The organism is Roseobacter sp. N2S, from assembly GCF_031454055.1.
Taxonomy (GTDB): Bacteria; Pseudomonadota; Alphaproteobacteria; order Rhodobacterales; family Rhodobacteraceae; genus Amylibacter.
This window is the reverse complement of the sequence record NZ_JAVDQB010000002.1, coordinates 89,979-111,770: the sequence shown is the minus strand read 5'-3', so window position 1 is coordinate 111,770 and position 21,792 is coordinate 89,979. Positions and strand designations below refer to the sequence as shown.

Genomic DNA, 21,792 nt, shown 5'->3' with positions numbered 1-21,792 from the left:
AGTATTTTCCTTTGGAAAATAAGGCACAAGCCGGTGCGGGCTTTGATCCGAAACAGCGGGCAATAGCAAATCGAAAGCCTGTGCTTACAATAGCCCCTCTTCCTCCAACACTTTGCGTGCGACACGGAAACATTCCAAGGATTGCGGCACACCGCAATAAATCCCGATCACATGAATGATCGCGCGGATTTCTTCGACGGTGACGCCGTTGTTCAAGGCCCCCGGCAGTGGATTTCCCACTCATGCATCTTGCCCAGCGCGCCGATCATCGACAGGTTCATCATGGACCGTGTTTTGGCCGGAATGACATCATCCCCCCAGCCAAACCCCCAACACCAGGCTGTCATCGCCTCTTGAAACGGGCGGGTGAATTCATCCGCGGCTGCAAGGTTTTTCTCGACATATTCCGCGCCCAAAGTGGCTTTGCGCTGCTCTAGCCCTTTTAGAAAGAGATCCTCATCAAAACGGCTGCTCATACCCTGCTCCTTTAAGTGTACTTCCCGTCAGTTTAGGCGATCAACAGGGCAGGGTGAACGGGTTTTTTGAATGGCTTGCCTGTTCGCAAAACACCTGCTTCAATGTTCCTAAAATACTCAAAGGAGGGAACAGATGACCCGCCCCCAAGCCACAGCCACCCAACTGATTGACGATGCCCGCACCCGTGTCACCCGCTTTGACTTTGCGCCCGGTGCAGAAACCGGTTGGCATACACACGGTTTCGATTACGTGATTACCGCGATCACAGATTGCCACATGCTGCTGGAACTCCCCGATGATGAGAGAAATGAGGTCACAGTCCCCGCAGGCACAGCCTATCGTCGGATGGAAGGTGTGAAGCATAATGTCATCAACAACGGCAACACGCCCATGTGTTTTGTCGAGGTTGAATTGAAATAATCCAAGGGGCTAAAGTCAAACTCAGCCCTATTGAGCGTCTAGCGGCGGGCAGGCCGACATGGCTGCGCGGTTCAGGCGAAAGGTTGTAGTCTCTGCGCCTGCATCCTTCACCATCCGCGTGATCTCGCCAGTCCCGTCACAGCCGCCTGACACAATAAACCCGCTGGTTTTTAACAGCAAAGTATCTGCATTCGTCCAGCGTAAGGCGGCGGATCCTCCGTCGCATTCCACACCACAATGGCGTGCGCCAGCGTATGTGGAACAATAGAGCGTCTGGGTGAATTTACGCGAGTCCGCTTTGAAATAGACCGTCACATCCCCCCATTCACCCGTCGAAGGTCCGTCATGGGCTGGCCCCTCAAAGCGGATCGACAGGGTTTTTACGGTTTGTTTGGGATTGGCCGCAAGGTGGGCCTGTGAATAGCTGCGCGAAAAGCAGCTTTGCTCTGCCAGACCGGTACTCCCCAGCGCGGACAGAACCGCACTGAGGATAATTTTAGAGGCGGTGCCGCGCATTATTTGCGGGTGATCCGACCATCGGTGTAGGGCTGATACGCCCCTGATTTTGCGAGGTATTCTGCAAGAACATCCGCCACGTCCGGGCCGAAATCATAGGCATTTTCCGCATCACGGAACATTTTGTACCCATCGCCCCCGCCGCGCACATAGTTGTTGGACACCAGCCCATAAGTCGCTGCGGGATCAATCGGTTCAAAGCCACCGTCTTTAGCCACCAGAACCTCGGTCACACGTTTTTCACCTGCGGCAATGGAGGAATCCCATGTGTATTTCAAACCTGCCACTTGCGGGAAGCGGCCTGCGACCTCTTCTACTTGACTGACACCATTTTCCAGCGCGTCGATCACGGTTTGCCCGCTGACTTGAAAGGTCGACAGGGTATTTTGGAACGGCAGCACGCTCAGAACTTCACCCATTGTCACTTCGCCTTGGTCAATAGAGGCACGCAAGCCGCCTGAATTGGAAATGGCAATGGTGATGCCTTGGTCTTTGACCCGGTCCAACATTGCGTCAGCCACCAGATTGCCCATGCTGCATTCTTCAACGCGGCAGACGGTGCGGTCGCCTTCAACAGCCGCAGCGGTTTCGGCCACCACTTTGTTGCGGATTTCGTCCAGCGGCACGGCAGCTTCTGCGATGCGGGCTTTGGTGTCGGCATCTTCCGCGACCGCGGCGTCGATGGAAACAGGCTCACCCACTGCTTTGGTGATTTCACCTGCGTCATTGAAGGTAACGTTCAACTCGCCTAGAAACTTGCCATAGGCGTAGGCCTGCACAATGGCTGTATTGCCAACCATGGTAGGATAGGGGCCTTGTGCCCGCTCGTTTGTGTTGCTGAGCAATGTGTTGGTGTGCCCCCCCACAATGACATCCACGCCAGTGGTTTCTGCCGCTACCTTTTGATCCACACCGTAACCGGAATGGGACAGAACGATGATCTTGTTCACGCCCATTTCTGTCAGCTTGTCGACTTCGCTTTGAACCGCGCCCACCGGATCGGTGAAAATCACATTCGGTCCAGGGCTGGCCAACTCGTCTGTGTCTTGTGGGGTCAGCCCGATCAAGCCCAGTTTTTCGCCACCCCGTTCAATCACAGTGGATTTGGCCAGTTTGTCTTTCAGTATCTCTTCGCCAGACACATCCGCGTTGGACAGCAAAACGGGGAAATTCACCGCATCCATAAAGCCGCGCAAAACTTCGGGGCCATCGTCAAATTCGTGGTTGCCCACGGTCATCGCGTCATAGCCGACCTTATTCATCATTTCAGCGGCCAGTTTGCCCTTGTAATAGGTGTAAAACAGCGAACCCTGGAACTGGTCGCCTCCATCCACAAGGATCGAATTGTTCGACCGCGCTCGCGCTTCGGCGATAGCGGTGACCAGACGGGCCGATCCGCCAAAACACTTGCCTTCGGTGTTGTCTTCTTCCGAGCAGCCGCTGTCATATTTGCTGACAGGTTCAAACCGCGCGTGAAAATCGTTTGTGTGTAAAATTGTTAGCGAATAATCCGCCGCCGCCGCAGAGGCACTTAGCGCGAGGGCGGAAATAGTTGTGAGAAGTTTAGCAGACATGAAAGGCAGCTCCTTTGGGACATAATTGCATCCAAGCCGCAGGCGCGCGCAGGCAGGCTCGGGGGAAACACAAAACCGAGTGTTCCGACTTGGCATGACACTGTCAAGGTTTCCCTTAAGCGATAGGCGAATTCCGTCTTTTCACGAAGCCCGTCATGGGATAGCTACACAGGGGAACATTTTACCAATAAAGATCGAAAGCAGACTGCCGTGCGGATAATGATTACAAATGATGACGGAATTTCCGCCGAAGGTTTACAAGTCATTCACGAAATTGCCAGTGCCATCGCAGGTGAAGAAAACGTCTGGACCGTGGCGCCCGCTTTTGAACAATCCGGTGTCGGGCATTGCATTTCTTTCACCAAACCGATGTTGCTGACGCAACTTGGCCCCCGCCGCTTTGCGGTGGATGGGTCGCCTGCTGACTGTGTTTTGGCGGGCCTGTTCGAAGTGATGAAAGACACCCCGCCGGATTTGATCCTGTCAGGGGTCAATCGGGGCAATAACGCGGCTGAAAACACACTTTATTCCGGCACGGTTGGTGCGGTTATCGAGGCGGCCATGCACCGCGTCAAATCCATTGCGCTGTCCCAGTATTTCGGCCCTGATAACAGAGACTTGGCGGACCCTTTTGAAGCAGCCCGTACCAGCGGCGAGCAGGTTGTGCGCAGCCTGATGAATGACGCGCCTTGGCATGACGGCCCCTATGAGCTGTTTTACAACGTGAATTTCCCGCCCTGTTCCGGCGCACAGGTCCAAGGCGTTAAGGCCGTGACCCAAGGTTGGCGGGCCGACACTGAATTCACCATTGATCCGCACACCATCAACAATCGCCGCTTTTTGTTCATTCAGGGCGGTCCCCAAGACCAACCCACCGAAGCGGGCAGCGATGTGCATGCCAATCTGGCGAACTATGTTTCTGTCACCCCGATGCGCGCGGATCTGACAGCGCATAGTTCTATGGCGCGTCTGCAAGAGGTCTTTGCCTGATGGTCGATGCGCAATCCATGATGCAATATATGTTCGCGTTGCGGGCAGCAGGGGTGACGGATACGCGAATCCTGAACGCCATGGAAAAAGTGCCCCGTCATTTGTTTGTGCAGGGGCATTTCCAGCCCCGTGCCTATGAAGACATGGCGCTGCCCATTGGCAGCGGTCAAACCATCAGCCAGCCTTCGGTCGTGGGGAAAATGACCAAGGCGCTGGATGTAGGGCCGCGGGACAAGGTTCTCGAAATTGGCACGGGATCGGGCTATCAGGCGGCTGTGCTGTCCCATCTGGCGCGGCGGGTTTATACAATCGAGCGCCACCGTAGTCTGGCGCGTGAAGCACGGCGTCTGCTGGATGAATTGCGTCTGGTCAATGTGATCGTGATGACAGGGGACGGATCGCAGGGTTTGGCAGATCAAGCCCCCTTTGATCGCATCCTTTTAACAGCTGCGGCAGAAGATCCTCCGGCAAATCTCTTGGCGCAATTGCGTGTCGGGGGTATTATGGTATTACCCGTGGGGCAAACCGACGCGCTGCAACATCTGATCAAGGTCGAAAAGCTGGAAAACGGCTTTGAATACACAGAGTTGGAGCCAGTTCGCTTTGTGCCACTGGTTGAAGGGGTATCGCAAGATCCCTAAGAAAATAGCCTGAAATTGGGCAAAAGATTGAGGTGATCGGTATGGCGAAGGGTGTTATGGGACTTCGGAAAAGTGCAATTCTGCTGACAGGCGGCGTTTTTTTGCTGACGGGCTGTGAATCAGGTCTGGATATGAGCAATCTTGGGGATCGGCTGGATCGTCGACCCACAGCGGTTGCGACAAACACTTCGGCGCCTCGGCCCAAACCCGACAGTCGCGGGTTGATTTCTTATCCTCATTATCAAGTGATCGTGGCGCGGCGCGGCGACACTATGAATGATGTGGCCGGGCGAATTGGTCTGACTGGCACAGAGCTGGCGCGGTATAACGGGCTTGATCCAAACTATATCCCCCGCTCTGGCGAAGTTCTGGCCCTGCCCAAAGGCACAGTCATTCCGCTGGAAACTTCTGTTGCGACATCGACGAACCCAAGCACCAATAGTCTGGAATCCATCGCCTCGACCGCCATTGGGCGGGCAGGGGATAAACAGGTTGTCGCGGTGCAAAAAGGCCCCGAACCGATCCGCCATGTAGTGGAAGAAGGCGAAACCGCCTATTCCATCGCGCGACTCTACCGTGTTTCAGTGTCGTCGCTGGCCAGTTGGAACGGGCTTGGCAAAGACCTTGCCCTGCGCAACGGTCAACGCCTGTTGATCCCCGTTGTCGAAGACGGCACCCCGGCGCGGCAAGCCCAAGCAACGATTGCGGCTGAACCGGCACCAGGGGCAGGGTCCGTAACCCCGATCCCCCCAAGTGCAGTCGAACCGCTGCCCGATCCTGTGGTCGAAGCGGTAGTTCCCGAAAGCCCTAATCTGGCAGAGGATCGCACTCCGGCCGGGGCTTCGCGCAAATTGTTGAAACCCGTTTCGGGCAACATCTTGCGGGGCTATTCCAACAAAGCGGGCGGAAACGAGGGGCTTGATATTGCCGCAGACAAAGGCACTGCTGTTAAAGCCGCTGAAAACGGTGAAGTCGCCTTGGTATCATCGGCAGGCGGGAATTCAAAAATTGTGCTCGTGCGCCATCCTGACAATCTGTACACGGTCTATTCCAATCTGTCTGATGTGTCCGTGTCCAAAGGCCAGACCGTCAGCCGTGGGCAATCCATCGGCAAAGTTGCGGGGGGATCTCCCGGTTTCGTTCACTTTGAAATCCGTCGTGGCACTGAAAGCGTCGATCCAACGCCATACCTTTAAGATCACGGTCTAACGGGCTGTTATTTCATGGAATTAATGTACCGACGGTGAGGGGACTCACCGTCGGTTATTTATTTCGCTGTGTAGGGGGCGAGTCGACTTAGCGCCCGATGTATATCGTTGAATGCACTTACGGCTGGCAATACAATGGCATGTTATTCGCTTGATGGCGCTGCACCAGATTTTTTACCCACTTGCCTTTTTCAGGTATGTGACGGGCTGAAACTGGATTGAAATCCGGTTCGCAGATTTGCGGAAACAGGATTTGGATTTCTTCACGCGCCTGAGGCGAAAGGGCTTTGAGTGCTTCTGGCCCTGCAAACAGGCTTTCTGACGGGGTTCCGTTGGACCAGACCATCTGGTGATCTTCAAACAAAATATGCCAATAGTCCACGCCCTGCGCGGTGTTATCAACCACCTCAACGCCAGCGAGCGGAAGCAGCTTATGTGCTGGGATCAAAACGTCCTTGGATCCAAATATCCGCATGGCAATTCTGGAAGACACAAGGATACGGTGCTGCGGCGATACGCGTAAATCCTGCATCGGATAGCCCTGTCCCAATGCGTTCGCACGTACCAGAATGGGTTTAAGCTTGGGGTTTGCCTGAAGTTGTGCTCCACTTAAGCGCCGTACGCCAATCCATCGAATTGGCTCATACTCGCAATCATAGGTTAGAACCTTATCGCCGACCTTTAATTTTTCAACGGGCACAGGGCCATGCAAGGTTTCTATCAGGGTGCCTGATGAAAAGCAGGGTACATCCTCAAAAGAACCGCTTGCGTTTGTGGGCCCTGTTTCGATCTGACCCAAAGTGATGTTATTTGTACCACTATCGTTCCAAGCAGCATCAATCGCCGCTGTGTTTACCGATAATCCGTTAAACAATTCGAGAGGTTCAAGCGATCCATCATTCGCCTTCACGCCATATAATGCGATCGTGCCATCCGGTTTTATTTCCAGCCGAAACACGGGGTCTGAACCTGTGTTTGCAAGCTGCCAAATCGCAGGCGTATTGGTTTCGTACAGGTCACCATCCGCAAATCGTACGGTCTGACCTGATGTGTCATTCGTCTGGAACTGAAGTTCATTAGGGGCACCTGCCGGCCCACCAACAAATAGATCAACACCGTTAATCTGCACGTTAAGGCTGTTGTCGAGTGAGCCAAAGTCAATGACCAGCCCGTCACCAGGCGTCGTATCTGTAAACGTGGTGGAATTACCGTTGTCTATGCTAAAGGCAGGCATTTAACGCATTTCCTTTCGGGTAGGCTGTACCATCAGTGAAGTCTGTCAATATCGGTGCTTTCAAAGCACAGTTGGGGCATATGTCGAAGCAGACCAACACATGCTAGAGGCCTTTTGTCGTGAGTTTGCGGCCAAAATAAGGTGTTTTCTGAAATCTGAGCTCAAGAAACTGTCAATTTCAGAGCAACTTGTTTCAAGTTTGAACAATATCCGTTTATCAACTGGCTGCTTTGAATCCTTCAGCGTTTCATCTGGCGGTTTGCGAGGCTTTATGCCCTAAAAACTGAAAAGCCCCGCCAGATAAGGCAGGGCTTTATTAGTCAACGGGTATGTTTTGGCGTTTTAAACCATGACACCATCAGCGCCGATTTTGGTTTTGCCGCCCAGCCAGGGATGCAGTGCCTTTGGCAGGTCCACAGACCCATCCGCCTGTTGACCGTTTTCCAGAACCGCAATCAAGCAGCGCCCGACTGCCAGCCCTGACCCGTTCAGGGTGTGTACATATTCCGGCTTCTTTTCACCGCTGCGGCGGAACCGCGCGTTCATGCGGCGGGCTTGGAAATCACCGCAAACCGAACAGGAACTGATTTCACGGTAGGTGTCTTGCCCGGGCAACCAAACCTCGATGTCGTGGGTCTGACGTGCGCCAAAGCCGATGTCGCCAGTGCACAGCATAACCGTGCGATAGGGCAGTTCCAACCGTTCCAGAATACCCTCTGCGCATTTGGTCATACGATCCAGTTCGGCGAGGCTGTCTTCGGGGCGGGTCACACTGACCATTTCCACCTTTTCAAACTGGTGCTGGCGCAGCATGCCCGATGTGTCACGCCCCGCAGAGCCAGCCTCTGAGCGGAAGCACAGCGAGTGCGCGGTATAGCGACGGGGCAGGGTGGATTCGTCCATCATTTCGCCTGCAACCAGATTGGTCAGTGTCACTTCGGATGTGGGGATCAGCCACCAGCCGTTTGTAGTCTGATAGCTGTCCTCTGAAAACTTTGGCAACTGGCCCGTGCCCATCATCGCCTCATCGCGCACCAGAACAGGGGTGTTCACCTCGGTCAGGCCGTTTTCGGTGGTGTGCGTGTCGATCATGAACTGCGCCAGCGCACGGTGGACCCGCGCCACAGCGCCAGACATCACAACGAACCGAGAGCCCGACAATTTCGCCGCCAATTCAAAATCCATGCCGCCCTGAACCGCTGCCAGTTCGAAATGTTCCACTGGCTGAAAATCAAGCGTGCGGGGCGTGCCCCATTTGTGCATTTCCACGTTTTCAGATTCATCCGCGCCCACAGGCACAGTATCAAACGGCAGGTTGGGGATCGTGGCCAGCAGGTCTTGCAACCGCTGATCCTCGCCTTTGGCTTCTTCTTCCAAAGTGGCGATTTCAGCCTTTTTATCCGCAACCAGCGCGCGCAGGCGTTCAAATTCCGCCTCATCGCCTTTGGCCTTGGCCGCGCCCACCAACTTGCTGGCCGCATTGCGATCCGCAAGGGCGGTTTCCGAAGCAGTGATCTTGGTGCGACGGGATTCATCAATGGCAAGGATTTGGGATGACAGAGGCGCCAATCCACGTTTAGCCAATGCGGCATCAAACCCTGCTGGGTTGTCACGGATCAGTCGAATGTCATGCATCTTCCTATTGCCTTTCAAAGCTGGGAGTCGGTGATGAAGGCGGAATATAGGAAACTGTGGCTGAGGTTAAGAGGGTTTGTTTTTTAAGGTGTCCCATTGTTTGTAGAACTCGCCCCAGCTTAGTTCGACAGAGTGCCAAGGCGGTGGTGTGATATTCGGGGGGAGTTTCGTAGTCGAGTCGCCGAACATCTGGTCGATATGAAATGGCGATATTTCCAAATTCTCACTGAAGTCGGAGCCTTTTACTGCTAGGTGTAAGCAATGACTAAATTGAAATTCTGTAGAGCCGTTTAAAATTGCATCATACATTTTCGCATACTGCAGATGAGCAGCGAGAAAGCTTGAATCTTGAAGTCGTGTTTCGATAAAGTTGGCTCCTTCTAGCTCAGCTTGCAAAAACTTTACACCTCGTAGCCAAGCGTTTTTGAAATTTCCGATTTGGCCTTTTGTATGTGTAAGATTTGCATTTTGCAGATTTGCATGCGCGAATACTGAACCTTGCAGATTTGTATTTGTGAATACTGCATTTTTTAGGTGGGCTTTAAAGAAGAAGGTGCATTGTAGCGTTGAATTTCGAAAAATTGTACCATTCATCTTAGCTTCATGAAATTGTGCCAACGTTAAAAATGCACCTTTTAGATAAGCACCACCTAATTCCGTTCCACTTAGGTTTGCATTTTCCAAACGTGTCTCGGAAAATAAAGCGCGTTCAAAATGTTGGCGCCGCAAGTCTGCGCCTTGCAGGTTGGTATGGCGTAAATCTAGCCTGTATCCTTCGGAATGATGTCTTGTGTCTTCAAGCTCTAGTGCTTGTTGTCGAACGTTTCGGCGACCAATAACCTTGAGAACAGCTTGGATGTCTGTTCGAGGTCTTACTCGGTTCAGAAGTCCCCTAATTTCTTCCTCCCAGGAACGGAACATCTTTTCCCAAGCCTTGTGGATACCATAAGTTGGTTCTTCCGGATACTCAGGTGCCGCGGGCAACTCCACCGCACCACTCGCAGGCGCATTTTCCCGCACATAGGCACATAAAATCTCCATGATCTGCACATGGTCGCGCAGGCTGTCTTGGGCGATGCGTTCCAGCGCGTAAATCCCGCCGATGCGCACTTCTAGATTTGGTAAAAACATCTCGGTGCCGTCGGACTCTTTTTTGATCCGCATGGCCCCCAGTTGTTCCACCGCTTTGCTGATCCGATCCGTGATCTGCCCCTGTTCACTGATGTTCGCCTGCTGCTGCGTAACAACAGACCGCCAGACCAGAAAGGGCAGGCCAAAGATCGCCGCCAGTGCAAAGGCGATGCCACGGACGTTGTCGCCTGCGGCTTTCTCGGTGGCTGTCGGGTCAATGATAGACCAAAGTGCGGCCCAAAGCCCGATCATCGCCATCACGCCAGATGCCACCAGAATGCCGCAGATCAGGCCCGCCACAACCATGATCGCGCGGCCCATGGGGCGGTAGCGTTCGGTGACAAAGCTGCCTGTCAGGCCAAGCCAGTCCCTTAGCGCGATCTTTTTGTCTTTGGGGGTGCCAGCCGTGCTGGGGTGCATCAGGATCAGCAGGACAAACACTAAACCTGCAGTCAGGGCAAGGATGGCTTGAAACGTTGTATTGTTCAGGAAGCCAGAAGTAATCCCAAGCAGGGTATCAATCGTGTCCATGTAAATATCCTAAATGCAAAGCCTTGGCACAACCATAGGCGGTGGGGCTTGGGGTGCAAGCAGTTCTACTAGAGGCTTGGCTTTCGTTAACCGTCCGTTAACTGGTTTTGCGCCAAGATGGAGGAATGTGGATCAAACCTTTCAAATTCGTTCTTGTAGTACTGGCTTTTGCGGGATGTGATACGCCGACGGTTGGGTTTTCTTATGAGAAAACGCAAAAACTGCGGGTCGGGGAGAATGAGTTTTTGGTTTATTACAACGACGAACAGGCGCAGGCGGTTCGGTTGAACAATCAGACCTTTGGCGGGCTGAAAGGGGCGCTGGATGACGGGGCCACGGCGATTGAAACCGTCACGGGGTGTAGGATTAAATCGCTCCATCCCAAATCAGACACGGTTTTGACCCGTGCCAGCCTGCGCTGCTGACGATGGTCTATAAGGAAGGAGCTGACCTTTGAGATTTTCAAGTGCCGCGCTGTGTTTGGCCATAATAATATCGGGCTGTATGGGTCGTGATCTGGAAATAACCGCGAAATTCGACGCGGGGGAGGCGGCTTATGTGTTGCGCGGCGGCTCTGCCAAATTGTCAGGGCAGGCGTTCATGCGCCAGAATGGTGGCGGTGTTGTGACCTGTGCGGGGGAAGAAGTGAACCTGTTCCCCGCCACCGCCTATGCCAGCGAAAGGTTTACCAAGATCTATGGTGCGCCAGAGGGAGGGCGGATCACGGTGTTTGAAGGTGTAACCACAAAAGGCGTACCGCCGGATTATCTGAAATACCGCCGCATCGCGTTGTGCGACGCAGAGGGGGATTTTGAATTCACCGGCGTCGCGCCCGGCACCTATTATGTGCAATCACGGGTGATTTGGTCGGTTCCGGGCAGCTATGTGCCCGAAGGCGGCGCGGTGGCCAAGCGGATCACGTTGCGCAGCGGGCAGACCCTGCGGGTGTTGTTGAACTAAGTCAGGCCTGCCTGTTTTTTCACATTGCGCCACAGGCTGAAAAAAGTTTCGGACGGCAGCACTTTATCGGTCCATGTTTCCGAACGGGGCATTAGTATATTAACTGGCAGGATGGTTGACCCATCGCCTACAGTTTCCGCCAATTGTTGTTGATCCAAATGTTTCGCATCGGTGAAATCGGCGTTTTTAACGGCGGCATAGTTCAATTCCGTGGCCGAAAAATTAGTGTTCTGGAATTTCGCCAGTGACAACTGCGAGCCGTGCAATATCGCCCAGTCGAGCCATGCATTGGACAGGCGCGCACCCGACAACCATGCCTCGGTCAGGTTGGCTTTGAACAAGTCGGCCCCATTGAGCGAGGCATCTTTCAGTCGCGCCCCGCGCAGGTTGGTCACACATAAGGACGCGCCGTTCAGGCTGGCCCCATCTAGGATTGCATGGGCCAGTTTGGCATTGGACCAGTCGATCCGATCCAGATGCACGCCGCGCAAATCCAGCACGTATTTTTCCGCCATTTCCACCTCTAGCGCATCCAAAGACCGACGCCCGATGATGGTTGCGGCGGCTTGCACATCGGCGCGGGGCACCGCGTAGGTCAGGCAGGCGGCTTTGTCGCTGGCATCCAGTTCGGATCGCTTGATTTTCAAGCGTTTGGCCGCTGCCAGTTCATTTTGCGCTGTTGTGTCCAGATCAATATAAGGGCGGTTGGCGTTTTCGCGGATATAGGCGCAGATGGTTTCGGTGATCGGCACATGGTCGCGCGGGCTGTCTTTGGCGATGCGTTCCAACAAATAGAGCGCGCCCATCCGAACCTCTAGATTGGGTTCGGACGACTGTTTGTTGTCGCGCCAGACCACCCGTTCAGCCCCCAGTTTTTCTACCGCTTGGGAAATCCGGTCGGTCAGATAGCTTTCCTCTGTGGCGCGAGTGCGGCGTTCGGCGTGAAAGGCGTTCATGATCAGAAGGGGCATGGACAACAGCCCGCCAAGCGCGGCGATCATGCCGACAATAGCAAGCACATGCCAGCGCATGGATTCAACGCCGATAGACTCGCCAAAAGAAATCGCCAGCATCCAGATTGAGAAGAACACCAGAAAGATCAGTGCGATCCAAATGGGGGAAACCAGAATGGAAATCCAGCCAATGGCTTTGAGCAGGGGCTTTTCCGTGCGGCGAAATAAATTAAACCGCTGCCGCCAACCGCGCCAGATTTTGTAGCGTAGCGCCACAATCAGCAACAGAATTACCGCAGCCACAACCCAAGGAACCGATTCAGGTGTCAGGGATGTGGGAATGGTAAACGGTGGCAGATCAAAGACCAGCCCAGCATCGGTTGTTTCCATGAACTGTCCCCTCGACAGGTAGCAATGTAAATTTTTATAATATTAGCAGGCCTTAGCCTGCGCCGAATTTTAAGCATTATCAATCGTTTTGACGGGGAAACGCACCCAATTTCACAGGAAAACACCGATACAGTTTCCCGAGGCGAAACGGTGTAACCAGCGGTTGCTGGATTTGCCTTGTCAGGGAAACAGGGCGGCGGTTTAGTGATATTTAATGCCTATTCCGTACCGCCTGTTCGGGTTTTCGTCGATTCGATCCATTTTGTCGCTGCTTTAGCCCTTGTCAGCGGCCTTGCTATCCCCCATCTGAGGCACTAGGTTTCACGCGGAAATTCGGCGGCTGAAACGGCTGCCCGTCACAAAGGATAAAGATATGTTTGCAAGTCCTGCTTATGCACAGGCTATGGGTGGTGGTTTAGGTGGAATTGGTGGCTTTGTGCCATTGATTCTGATTTTCGGCATCATGTATTTCTTGATGATCCGTCCTCAGCAGAAAAAGCTGAAAGAACACCGCGCTATGGTTGATGCTCTGCGTAAGGGTGACCAAATCGTTACCGCTGGCGGATTGATCGGCAAAGTGACGAAAGTTAAAGAAGACAATGAAGTCGAGGTTGAGCTGGCCACAGGCGTAAAAGTGCGCGTTGTGCAGTCCACAATCCAGACCGTTCTGAGCAAAACAGAACCAACAACATAAATTCGACGCACAGCACGAAAAGACGTGTTGTAAGCCGTAAGAAGACAAGGGCAGAGCATGCTTCAATTCTCGCTTTGGAAAAAACTGTTGATCTGGGGCGCCTGTGTCCTTGGGATTCTTCTGGCAAGTCCGAACCTGCGGTATGCGCAGGTCGAAGAATATAACGATGCTTCGGCGGCTTTGCTGGCCGGAGCAGAGGAAACGCCGGAATTGCTGGCGAAATCCAAACAATGGCCGTCGTTCCTGCCATCCTCTCTGGTTAATCTGGGGCTTGATTTGCGGGGCGGCGCGCATTTGCTGGCCGAGGTACATCTGGACGAGGTTTATTCCGCGCGTATGGATGATCTCTGGCCGTCCGTGCGCGATGCCTTGCGCGAAAAGCGCGATGTAATTGGCACAATCCGCCGCGAAGGCGGGCCAGTGGACGAATTGCATGTGCGGATTTCCAAACCCGAAGCCATCGCCGAAGCGGTTGCTGCCGTGCGGGCTCTGGCGCGGCCGGTTGTATCGCTGACAAGTGCGGGACACACGGATATTGAAGTTACCTCAACAGGGGCGGATGTCATCGTTTCCCTGTCCGAGGCTGAAAAACTGTCGACAGATCAACGCACTATGGAACAAACGCTGGAAATTATCCGCCGCCGTGTGGATGAAGCTGGCACCCGTGAGCCGACGATCCAACGTCAGGGCACGGATCGGGTGTTGATCCAGGTTCCCGGAATCGGGTCTGCTGAAGAGTTGAAAGACCTGATTGGGACCACGGCCAAACTGACCTTCCATGCTGTTGTCGGCCGCACTGGCGATAAAGACGCCCGAGTGCAATCCCGTCAAATCCTGCTACCTGCCGCGGATGAGCCTGGGGTTTACTATATTCTTGAAAAAACCCCTGTAATCACTGGCGATCAGCTGGTGGATGCTCAGGCGGCGTTTGATCAGAACAACCAAGCGGCGGTCAGCTTTCGTCTTAACCCATCGGGCGGGCGTATTTTTGGCGAATATACTGCCAATAACATCGGCACGCCTTTTGCGATTGTCTTGGATAACAGCGTTGTTTCCGCGCCGACAATCCGCAGCCATATTCCGGGTGGGTCTGGCATTATCACGGGTCGGTTCTCGGTTGAAGAAACTGCCAAACTGTCGATCCAGTTGCGGGCAGGGGCTTTGCCTGCCAAAGTGACCTACCTTGAAGAACGCACCATCGGGCCGGAACTGGGCCAAGACAGTATTGATGCGGGTCGTATTGCCTGTTTCGTCGCCTTTGCGGCTGTGCTGATCTTTATGTTCCTCAGCTATGGTCTGTTCGGGGTCTTTGCCAATATCGCACTGATTATCAACGTCGCCTTGATCTTTGGTCTGCTAAGTCTGATCGGGGCCACGCTGACCCTGCCGGGTATTGCGGGGATCGTTCTGACTATCGGCATGGCGGTGGATGCCAATGTGCTGGTGTTTGAACGGATCCGCGAAGAGCTGAAATCGGCCAAAGGTCCGGCTCGCGCCATTGAGCTGGGCTATGAACGCGCCTTTTCCGCCATTGTGGACGCCAATATCACCACGCTGATTGCCGCTGTGATCCTGTTTGTCATGGGCTCGGGGCCGGTGCGGGGCTTTGCGATCACGCTGGGTCTGGGTATTATCACATCGGTCTTCACGGCCATCTGGGTGACTCGTTTGATGATTTCCATGTGGATGGAACGTCGCCGCCCCAAAACAATCGAAGTATGAAGGAGCAAGAGACATGCGTTTAAGACTGGTTCCTGACGACACAAAGATTGATTTCTTTCGGTTGAAATTCTTCACCTTCGGGGCGTCGGTTTTGGCAATGATCGCCTCGGTTGTGCTGTTCCTTTCGGTGGGGCTGAACTACGGCATCGACTTTAAGGGCGGCACGACCATTCGCACGGACAGCGAAGTGGCCGTGGATATCGGCGCTTACCGTGATGCGCTGTCCCCGCTGGGTTTGGGCGATATTTCCATCACCGAGGTGACCGACCCGACCCGACCCGATCTGCATGTGGCACAGATCCGCATTCAGGCGCAGGACGGCGATCAGGCGATCACAAATGACACCATCACAGAGGTGAAAGCCGCGCTGAACGCAGCAGATAGCACCATGACGTTTCCGTCTGTCGAAAGCGTCGGGCCTAAAGTTTCGGGCGAATTGGTCTGGACTGCGGTTGAAGCGGTGGTTCTGTCGGTTCTGGCGGTGCTGTTCTATATTTGGCTGCGGTTCGAGTGGCAGTTTTCGGTGGGGGCGGTGATTGCGCTTGTCCATGACGTGACCTTGACCATCGGTGTGTTCAGCCTGCTGCAAATCAAGTTCGATTTGGCCATTATCGCGGCCCTGCTGACCATTGTGGGCTATTCGCTGAACGATACGGTGGTTGTGTTTGACCGTGTGCGGGAAAATCTGCGCAAGTTCAAAACCACCCCGTTAAAAGAGGTTCTGAACCTGTCGATCAATGAAACTCTCAGCCGGACGGTTATGACCTCGCTGACCACATTGATCGCGCTGTTCGCGCTGTTCGTGCTGGGCGGCGATGTGATCCGTGGCTTTGTGTTTGCAATGATCTGGGGCATTATCGTCGGGACGTATTCTTCGGTGTTTATCGCCTCGACCATTCTGCTGCGTCTGGATGTAACCCGCGATACTTCAAAACCGACCAAAACGTCGGGCAACCAGTTCGCCAATATCGACGCCTAAGTGAGTGCGCTGGCACAGGTTTGGGCTATGCCCGGTTTGTGGTGGCTGTTGCTTGGGGCTGGGCTGGCGGGCATCGTGCGCGGCTTTACCGGTTTTGGCACGGCTATGGTCTATCTGCCGTTTGCAGGGGCCATTGTCAGCCCGGTAACCGCCTTGGTGTCTTTGCTGACCATGGATATTTTTGGCCCTTTGCCATTGGTGCCAAGTGCCCTGCGCAAAGGTCACCCCCGCGACATTCTGCTGATGGGGCTGGGTTTGCTGGTAATGCTGCCCGTTGGTCTTTATTTTCTGGTCCGCATGGAAGGGGAGACCTACCGCTATGTGGTGTCTTTTGGCACGCTGGCCTGTGTTGCTTTACTGCTGTCAGGTCTGCGCTATCGGGGTGTTTTGACCAAGCCTTTGATTGCCGTGACAGGGGGGATCGGTGGATTCTTGGGCGGTGTCGCCGGATTGCCCGGCCCGCCGGTTATGGTCTTATACATGGCCAGCCGCCTGCCGCCTGAAACCGTGCGCGCCAATCTGATTCTATATCTGCTGATCGCGGATATTACGATTTTTCCGGTGCTTGCCCTGCAAGGCGTCTTGCAATTGACCCCGTTCCTGATTGGTTTGATGGCTTTGCTGCCCTATATGGCGGGAACGGCCCTTGGGGCTGCGCTGTTTGATCCTGCGAAAGAAAAGCAATACCGCGCGGTGGCCTTTATTGTGATCACCTTATCCGCGATAATGGGCCTGCCGTTTTGGGCGAACTAGGATTGCATCCGACCGCACCCAAAACGTCAAGACATGACCCGAATAAAGGAGACACACCATGCAACTGACAGAAGTAACCTTTGATGATCAGCCTCCCGTGGATGCCTATGGTCCGGGCTTTTTTCGGGTGTTGGATGAACCGCGCACAGGCCCGTTGCTGCTCAGCGCCTCTGGGATTTCCAACTGGAGCGGTTTTGACGATTTTGAATCGCTTCTGGCGCTAAAGGATCAACTGGATATTCTTTTTATCGGCACTGGCCCTGATATCGCGCCTTTGCCAACTTCTCTGCGCGAAGCCTTGGAGCAGGCAGACATCGGTGCCGAGGTCATGTCCAGCCCAAGTGCCTGCCGCACCTATAACATCCTGCTGTCCGAGGGGCGGCGTGTCGCGCTAGCAGTGCTTCCGGTTTGATCACCGCAGTTAGGGCTTGGCATCCTGCACCGCTGCTCTAGGTTAGCGTGTATGAACAAGACTTTGCTTATCCCCTGTTTGATTGCGACTTTCCTTGGAACTGCTGTTGCAGCGCAGACTTTTAGTTGTGCTTTGAAAGACAAACGCAACAGCGGCTGGCTGCCTGACCGACTGGTGTTTGAACTGGTTGAAGGGCAAACCACAGCCCGCACCTATGATCCGATAACCTTTTCTTCAAAGGGGGAAATGGCGAGGGCGAAAGTGCAAACAGATAATTCTGTACGTGTCGCATTGCGCTGGAAAACCGATCCCTACCGCAATGATAAAGCCAAGCAGGGCCGTGATCTTTCGGCGAACGGCGCTTTGCCGATCGAATACAGCGCCACTTTGCTGCGTGGCGGCAATATGATCATGCTGCGGGCGTATCCATCTGGCGTGAATGATCCGTTTTCCGCCCGTGGTGCCTGCAAAGTAAGCGATGGCCCGCTGGAGCAGTTGATCGGCCCGTAACCCGCACTACAGTTTTAGAAATCACGGCTTTTAACTGGAGCGTTAACCGATATATAGTCACCCCAAGGCTGGCGGTTTGGGCCAGCATGAATACCACAGCAAGAGGAAAAAAAATGGCTTTTGAACTTCCCGATCTACCCTATGCCCACGATGCTTTGGCAGCGGGCGGCATGTCCAAGGAAACCTTGGAATATCACCACGACCTGCACCACAAAGCCTATGTGGATAACGGCAACAAGCTGATCGAAGGCACCGAATGGGCCGGAAAATCCCTTGAGGACATCATCACCGGCACATACGATTCTAAGTCTGTTGCGCAAAATGGTATCTTCAACAACATCAGCCAATTGTGGAACCACAACCAGTTCTGGGAAATGATGGGCCCGTCAGGCCGCGCCATGCCATCCGAGCTGGAAACCCGCATCGTGGATGCCTTCGGGTCTGTGGACACATTCAAATCCGAATTCGGCGCGGCTGGCGCGGGTCAATTCGGGTCAGGCTGGGCTTGGCTGGTAGTAGACAAAGACGGCGCGCTGAAAATCACCAAAACCGAAAACGGCGTGAACCCGCTGTGCTTCGGCCAAACCGCGTTGCTGTGCTGTGATGTTTGGGAACACTCCTATTACATCGACTTCCGCAACAAACGCCCTGCGTATCTGACCAACTTCCTGGACAATCTGGTAAACTGGGAAAACGTCGCGGAACGCCTGTCCAAAGCCTAAGCGCGGACTGTTAGAATTCAAAAAAAGGCCCCGTTGGAAACAGCGGGGCCTTTTTACTTGGGCATCGACGGTGAAGTTTCTGACCGTCGGTTGTTCATTTGGATAACGCAAGTATCTGCCGCGAGTAACTGGATCGCGCCCAGATCGTAGGATGCTGCCTGATGCACGGATGTCTGCTACTATGAGCTGGCCACCCCCCTGCAACACCTTCACGGGTTTTGAACGGGGGGTGTGGCAGAATCAAAAGAGGTGCCTTGCAGCGGTGCCGAAAAAGATCGTTTTTGGCGGGTCTCCAAGGTCGGCAATGCGGACAAAGTCTGCTTTCGCTGCGGCTGCGCCAAGGTCTGCTCTGGTGCGAGAATGTCACTCCTGCTACGCTCTCGTGAAATGACAGGTTCTGAAACTGAGGTAGGCAAATGAGCAAACTGAAGCGCTGGCTGACCTATTCAGCTACAGCTGCGGTGATAGTCGCGTCCATTCCGTTTCTTCAGAAGGCTTACTGGTATGTAACCAGCTCACCGGCTGACCTTTCTGAAGTACGCCAACGTGTCGAACCAACTCTAAAAACCGATTTAGCCGCAGCGGGAATGGAACTCGGGCAGGCGGCTTTCATTCGCATATTTAAGGAAGAACGCGAGTTAGAAGTCTGGCTGCGAACAGGACCAAGCTTTGAGCTGTTCAGAAGTTATAATATCTGCAATTTTTCCGGAGGCCTCGGGCCGAAGCTCAAAGAAGGAGACCGCCAGTCTCCAGAAGGCTTCTATATGATTGATCTTGCAGCGATGAACCCAAACAGCAGCTACCACCTGTCTTTCAATCTTGGATTTCCGAATGCCTACGATCAGGCCAACCAAAGAACCGGTAGTTTTTTAATGGTACATGGCGACTGCGTTTCGATCGGTTGTTACGCCATGACCGACGCAGGGATTGAGGAAATCTACCTTATAATCGAAGCCGCGCTATCCAGAGGACAAGAAAGCGTAGCCGTACATGCATTTCCCTTTCGAATGACCAATGAGAGGCTGACAGCTGAGCAGGCAAACGAATGGTACGAATACTGGCAAAATTTGAAAGCCGGGTATGATATTTTTGAAAGTTTGCGTGTTCCGCCGCGTATCTTGGTGTCGGATAACGCATATGCTTTTGAATCAGGTTAAGGCTGCTGTCGCCGCACAGTGAGCGTGCCGTTTCCACAAAGTTGACATTTGTGCGCCCGCAGCATCGGTCAAAACGGGCTCGGAGCCGCCATTTACCACCTCTTCAAAACCACCGTTTGTTGATCGGTTCTCCAAAAAGACCACAGCTCAGCCATAAAGCCTTAACCAGTTCCTTCGCAAACCTATGACCTTCAGATCGAAAACGCCCCCGTCAAAATCAGCCGCGCCTTTTTGTGTTTGTGATGGGTATTTTTGGGGCTGTTTTAGGCCGCGGGTGTAATCTCAGACATCAAAGCCTCGACGCTGTCCATAACGCGGAACAGGCCGCGCAGGGATGGGTCTGCAAAGCCGTTTTGGATTTGGTGGTCGATCAGGGTGATCAGCGGTGTCCAAAAATCCGATATGTTCAGCAGGTATAAGGGCTTTTGGTGCAGGCCCAGTTGCGCCCAGGTCAGGACTTCAAAGAATTCATCCAGTGATCCCGCACCACCGGGCAGGGTGACGATAATATCGGCGTTCATGAACATCACCTTTTTGCGTTCATGCATGGTCTCGGTCACGATGAAACTGGACAGATCGCGCTTACCCACTTCGCGGGCCAGCAGGTGGGTGGGGATGACGCCGAAGGTTTCTCCGCCAGCGGTCTGGGTGGCGTTGGCCACGGCTCCCATCAGCCCCACATCGCCCGCGCCGTAAACCAAACGCATCTGCGCGCCCGCAAGCGCCGCTCCAAGATTGTCAGCCGCGGTTTTATAGGCGGGGTCCGTGCCAAATCGAGAACCACAGAAGACGCAGACGGAGAGGGTTTGGGGGTTTTGTGGCATTGGGGACTCTTTGTGATTGGTATTTTGCGATTGGATGGGATTAGTGTATCACGGTCCTACGCCTGTGAAACGGCAAAACGCTGCTCAAGAAGCCAAACCTGATGTTCAAGTCGCTTTCCATTTCTGTTCCGATCCAGATCGCCGCCGCTGGTGCAACGCTTTTAGTTGTGATCGGGGGGGGGATGCTTAGCCGTGATCCTTTGCCAGTGGACCAAACCGAAGCTGTGTTACAAAGTGGTGTGCTTGACGCGCCAGTACCTGTGTCAGAAGCGACGCCAGCAGCAACACCTGATGCAACACAAATTGCAGCGGTTGAACCGCAAGCCGCATCTCCCGAAGCCCCCAAAGCTGATACCCCTGAAATGGGCGCAGTAGACACATCTGCCACAACCACAAAAATCGCGCCAGCAGCGCCGAGTGTCCCTGTTAAAGATAAAGGCCCCAGCTTTGATCTGGTGCGTGTCGATAGCAGTGGTTCCGCCGTGATCGCAGGCAAAGCCGAACCTTTATCCGAGGTGCAGGTCACCTTTGGCGCGGCCCCGCTGGAAACGGTGCGGGCGGATCAAAACGGTTCTTTTGTTGCCCTTGTTCAACTCCCCGCAGGGGAAGTGCCGCAAACCATGGGTCTGACCCAATTGCACGAAGGGGATAGCGCTGCGCTGACTTCGGCCCAGACTGTCCTTGTGGTGCCGCCGCAACTGGATGCGGTTGAGGCCACGCCGACCATTGTTCTGGCGGATGCACAAGGGGCGTCTGTGCTGCAAGCCAGCCAGCCTGCCAATCAGCCCGCCAGTCCGACAGCCTCGGACACAGCACCTGCGACCCAAAGCCTGACCGATGTCGCAACCCATCCTTTAAGCCTTGAGGCGATTTCTTATGATCAGGGCGGCGCGGTGGTTCTGGCAGGGCGCGGCGGGGGCGATAAATTCGTGCGGGTCTATGTGAACAACCAGCCGGTTGAAACCGAAGCTGTGCCAGATGACGGCAACTGGCGCGTGGTGCTGCCTGCGATAGATCAAGGGGTCTACACGCTGCGGGTGGATCAGATCAGTGAAACCGGTGCAGTGCTGTCGCGCGTTGAAAGCCCGTTCAAACGCGAAGCACCTGCGGAACTGGCGCAAGCGGCGCAAAATGCGCCTGACAAAAGCACTGTGGTTGTGCAGCCAGGGCATACGTTATGGGCGCTGGCGCAAGACACTTACGGCGACGGGGTGCAATACGTGCAGATATTCCATGCTAATCGGGATCGTATTCGCAATGCGGACCTGATTTACCCCGGGCAGGTGTTTGATCTGCCAAAATAAGGGGATCGCGCTCTGGTCAATCCCTTGGGTGCGAACTATCTAGTGGGCTTCAACA

General features: G+C 54.1%; 22 protein-coding genes and 1 pseudogene. 15 read left to right on the top strand and 8 right to left on the bottom strand.

Features of this window, described 5'->3' with window-relative positions:
* Positions 1-84: 84 nt before the first annotated feature.
* Positions 85-476 (bottom strand): annotated as a pseudogene (locus GGE09_RS06520) (carboxymuconolactone decarboxylase family protein).
* Positions 477-609: 133 nt separating this feature from the next.
* Here GGE09_RS06520 and GGE09_RS06515 point away from each other — a divergent pair.
* Positions 610-897: a cupin domain-containing protein gene (locus GGE09_RS06515; protein WP_309745108.1), complete on the top strand. Its 288-nt coding sequence runs from the start codon at positions 610-612 to the stop codon at positions 895-897.
* A 27-nt stretch (positions 898-924) separates the two neighbouring features.
* Here the strand turns inward: GGE09_RS06515 and GGE09_RS06510 are convergent, their stop codons facing one another.
* Both GGE09_RS06510 and GGE09_RS06505 read right to left on the bottom strand, forming a co-directional pair.
* Positions 925-1,413, bottom strand: coding sequence for a hypothetical protein (locus GGE09_RS06510; RefSeq protein WP_309745106.1), 489 nt, complete (start codon positions 1,411-1,413; stop codon positions 925-927).
* Positions 1,413-2,987: a bifunctional metallophosphatase/5'-nucleotidase gene (locus GGE09_RS06505; RefSeq protein WP_309745104.1), complete on the bottom strand. Its 1,575-nt coding sequence runs from the start codon at positions 2,985-2,987 to the stop codon at positions 1,413-1,415. The genes GGE09_RS06510 and GGE09_RS06505 overlap by 1 nt, the downstream gene beginning before the upstream one ends.
* 210 nt (positions 2,988-3,197) lie before the next feature.
* On the opposite strand from GGE09_RS06505, the gene surE reads away from it, so the two are divergent.
* The 3 genes from surE to GGE09_RS06490 are packed head-to-tail and all read left to right on the top strand — an operon-like array spanning position 3,198 to position 5,814.
* Positions 3,198-3,977, top strand: a complete 780-nt coding sequence (gene surE, locus GGE09_RS06500; protein WP_309745102.1) for a 5'/3'-nucleotidase SurE — start codon at positions 3,198-3,200, stop codon at positions 3,975-3,977.
* Positions 3,977-4,618, top strand: a complete 642-nt coding sequence (locus tag GGE09_RS06495; RefSeq protein ID WP_309745099.1) for a protein-L-isoaspartate(D-aspartate) O-methyltransferase — start codon at positions 3,977-3,979, stop codon at positions 4,616-4,618. Before surE ends, GGE09_RS06495 begins: the two co-directional genes overlap by 1 nt.
* Before the next feature lie 56 nt (positions 4,619-4,674).
* The gene (locus GGE09_RS06490; protein ID WP_309745097.1) at positions 4,675-5,814 is read left to right on the top strand and encodes a peptidoglycan DD-metalloendopeptidase family protein; all 1,140 of its coding nucleotides are present in this window, start codon (positions 4,675-4,677) and stop codon (positions 5,812-5,814) included.
* Positions 5,815-5,944: 130 nt separating this feature from the next.
* On the opposite strand, the gene GGE09_RS06485 is transcribed toward GGE09_RS06490, so the two are convergent.
* The 3 genes from GGE09_RS06485 to GGE09_RS06475 form a co-directional block, all read right to left on the bottom strand.
* On the bottom strand, positions 5,945-7,060 hold the full coding sequence (locus GGE09_RS06485) for a Hint domain-containing protein (protein WP_309745096.1): 1,116 nt from the start codon (positions 7,058-7,060) through the stop codon (positions 5,945-5,947).
* A gap of 342 nt (positions 7,061-7,402) precedes the next feature.
* Positions 7,403-8,695 carry a serine--tRNA ligase gene (gene serS / locus GGE09_RS06480; protein ID WP_309745094.1) on the bottom strand — a complete coding sequence of 431 codons (1,293 nt, stop codon included), beginning with the start codon at positions 8,693-8,695 and terminating at the stop codon, positions 7,403-7,405.
* 66 nt (positions 8,696-8,761) lie between these two features.
* Entirely contained in the window at positions 8,762-10,357 is a 1,596-nt protein-coding gene (locus GGE09_RS06475) for a pentapeptide repeat-containing protein (RefSeq protein ID WP_309745091.1), read from the bottom strand.
* Positions 10,358-10,482: 125 nt separating this feature from the next.
* Between GGE09_RS06475 and GGE09_RS06470 the strand changes: the two genes are divergently transcribed.
* Both GGE09_RS06470 and GGE09_RS06465 read left to right on the top strand, forming a co-directional pair.
* Positions 10,483-10,782: a hypothetical protein gene (locus tag GGE09_RS06470; protein ID WP_309745089.1), complete on the top strand. Its 300-nt coding sequence runs from the start codon at positions 10,483-10,485 to the stop codon at positions 10,780-10,782.
* A gap of 28 nt (positions 10,783-10,810) precedes the next feature.
* The gene (locus GGE09_RS06465; RefSeq protein WP_309745087.1) at positions 10,811-11,317 is read left to right on the top strand and encodes a hypothetical protein; all 507 of its coding nucleotides are present in this window, start codon (positions 10,811-10,813) and stop codon (positions 11,315-11,317) included.
* On the opposite strand, the gene GGE09_RS06460 is transcribed toward GGE09_RS06465, so the two are convergent.
* Positions 11,314-12,660, bottom strand: a complete 1,347-nt coding sequence (locus GGE09_RS06460) for a pentapeptide repeat-containing protein (RefSeq protein ID WP_309745085.1) — start codon at positions 12,658-12,660, stop codon at positions 11,314-11,316. The genes GGE09_RS06465 and GGE09_RS06460 overlap by 4 nt on opposite strands.
* A gap of 373 nt (positions 12,661-13,033) precedes the next feature.
* On the opposite strand from GGE09_RS06460, the gene yajC reads away from it, so the two are divergent.
* The 8 genes from yajC (at position 13,034) to GGE09_RS06420 (ending at position 19,609) form a co-directional block, all read left to right on the top strand.
* Positions 13,034-13,354: a preprotein translocase subunit YajC gene (yajC, locus tag GGE09_RS06455; protein ID WP_309745083.1), complete on the top strand. Its 321-nt coding sequence runs from the start codon at positions 13,034-13,036 to the stop codon at positions 13,352-13,354.
* A 57-nt stretch (positions 13,355-13,411) separates the two neighbouring features.
* Positions 13,412-15,076 (top strand): protein translocase subunit SecD, encoded by a 1,665-nt coding sequence (gene secD / locus GGE09_RS06450; RefSeq protein WP_309745081.1) that lies wholly within the window; start codon positions 13,412-13,414, stop codon positions 15,074-15,076.
* A 13-nt stretch (positions 15,077-15,089) separates the two neighbouring features.
* On the top strand, positions 15,090-16,055 hold the full coding sequence (secF, locus tag GGE09_RS06445; protein WP_309745079.1) for a protein translocase subunit SecF: 966 nt from the start codon (positions 15,090-15,092) through the stop codon (positions 16,053-16,055).
* A 27-nt stretch (positions 16,056-16,082) separates the two neighbouring features.
* Entirely contained in the window at positions 16,083-16,808 is a 726-nt protein-coding gene (locus tag GGE09_RS06440) for a sulfite exporter TauE/SafE family protein (RefSeq protein ID WP_309745077.1), read from the top strand.
* A gap of 58 nt (positions 16,809-16,866) precedes the next feature.
* Positions 16,867-17,220: an Mth938-like domain-containing protein gene (locus tag GGE09_RS06435; RefSeq protein ID WP_309745075.1), complete on the top strand. Its 354-nt coding sequence runs from the start codon at positions 16,867-16,869 to the stop codon at positions 17,218-17,220.
* Positions 17,221-17,271: 51 nt separating this feature from the next.
* Positions 17,272-17,730, top strand: a complete 459-nt coding sequence (locus GGE09_RS06430; protein WP_309745073.1) for a hypothetical protein — start codon at positions 17,272-17,274, stop codon at positions 17,728-17,730.
* A gap of 113 nt (positions 17,731-17,843) precedes the next feature.
* Positions 17,844-18,452, top strand: coding sequence for a superoxide dismutase (locus GGE09_RS06425; RefSeq protein ID WP_309745071.1), 609 nt, complete (start codon positions 17,844-17,846; stop codon positions 18,450-18,452).
* 416 nt (positions 18,453-18,868) lie between these two features.
* The gene (locus GGE09_RS06420) at positions 18,869-19,609 is read left to right on the top strand and encodes a murein L,D-transpeptidase family protein (protein ID WP_309745069.1); all 741 of its coding nucleotides are present in this window, start codon (positions 18,869-18,871) and stop codon (positions 19,607-19,609) included.
* Between the two features lie 263 nt (positions 19,610-19,872).
* Here GGE09_RS06420 and GGE09_RS06415 read toward each other — a convergent pair whose 3' ends face one another.
* Complete coding sequence (locus GGE09_RS06415) at positions 19,873-20,433, bottom strand: TIGR00730 family Rossman fold protein (protein WP_309745066.1); 561 nt, start codon at positions 20,431-20,433, stop codon at positions 19,873-19,875.
* Positions 20,434-20,534: 101 nt separating this feature from the next.
* Here GGE09_RS06415 and GGE09_RS06410 point away from each other — a divergent pair, with 101 nt between their 5' ends.
* Complete coding sequence (locus GGE09_RS06410) at positions 20,535-21,737, top strand: LysM peptidoglycan-binding domain-containing protein (protein ID WP_309745064.1); 1,203 nt, start codon at positions 20,535-20,537, stop codon at positions 21,735-21,737.
* Positions 21,738-21,792 lie beyond the last annotated feature (55 nt).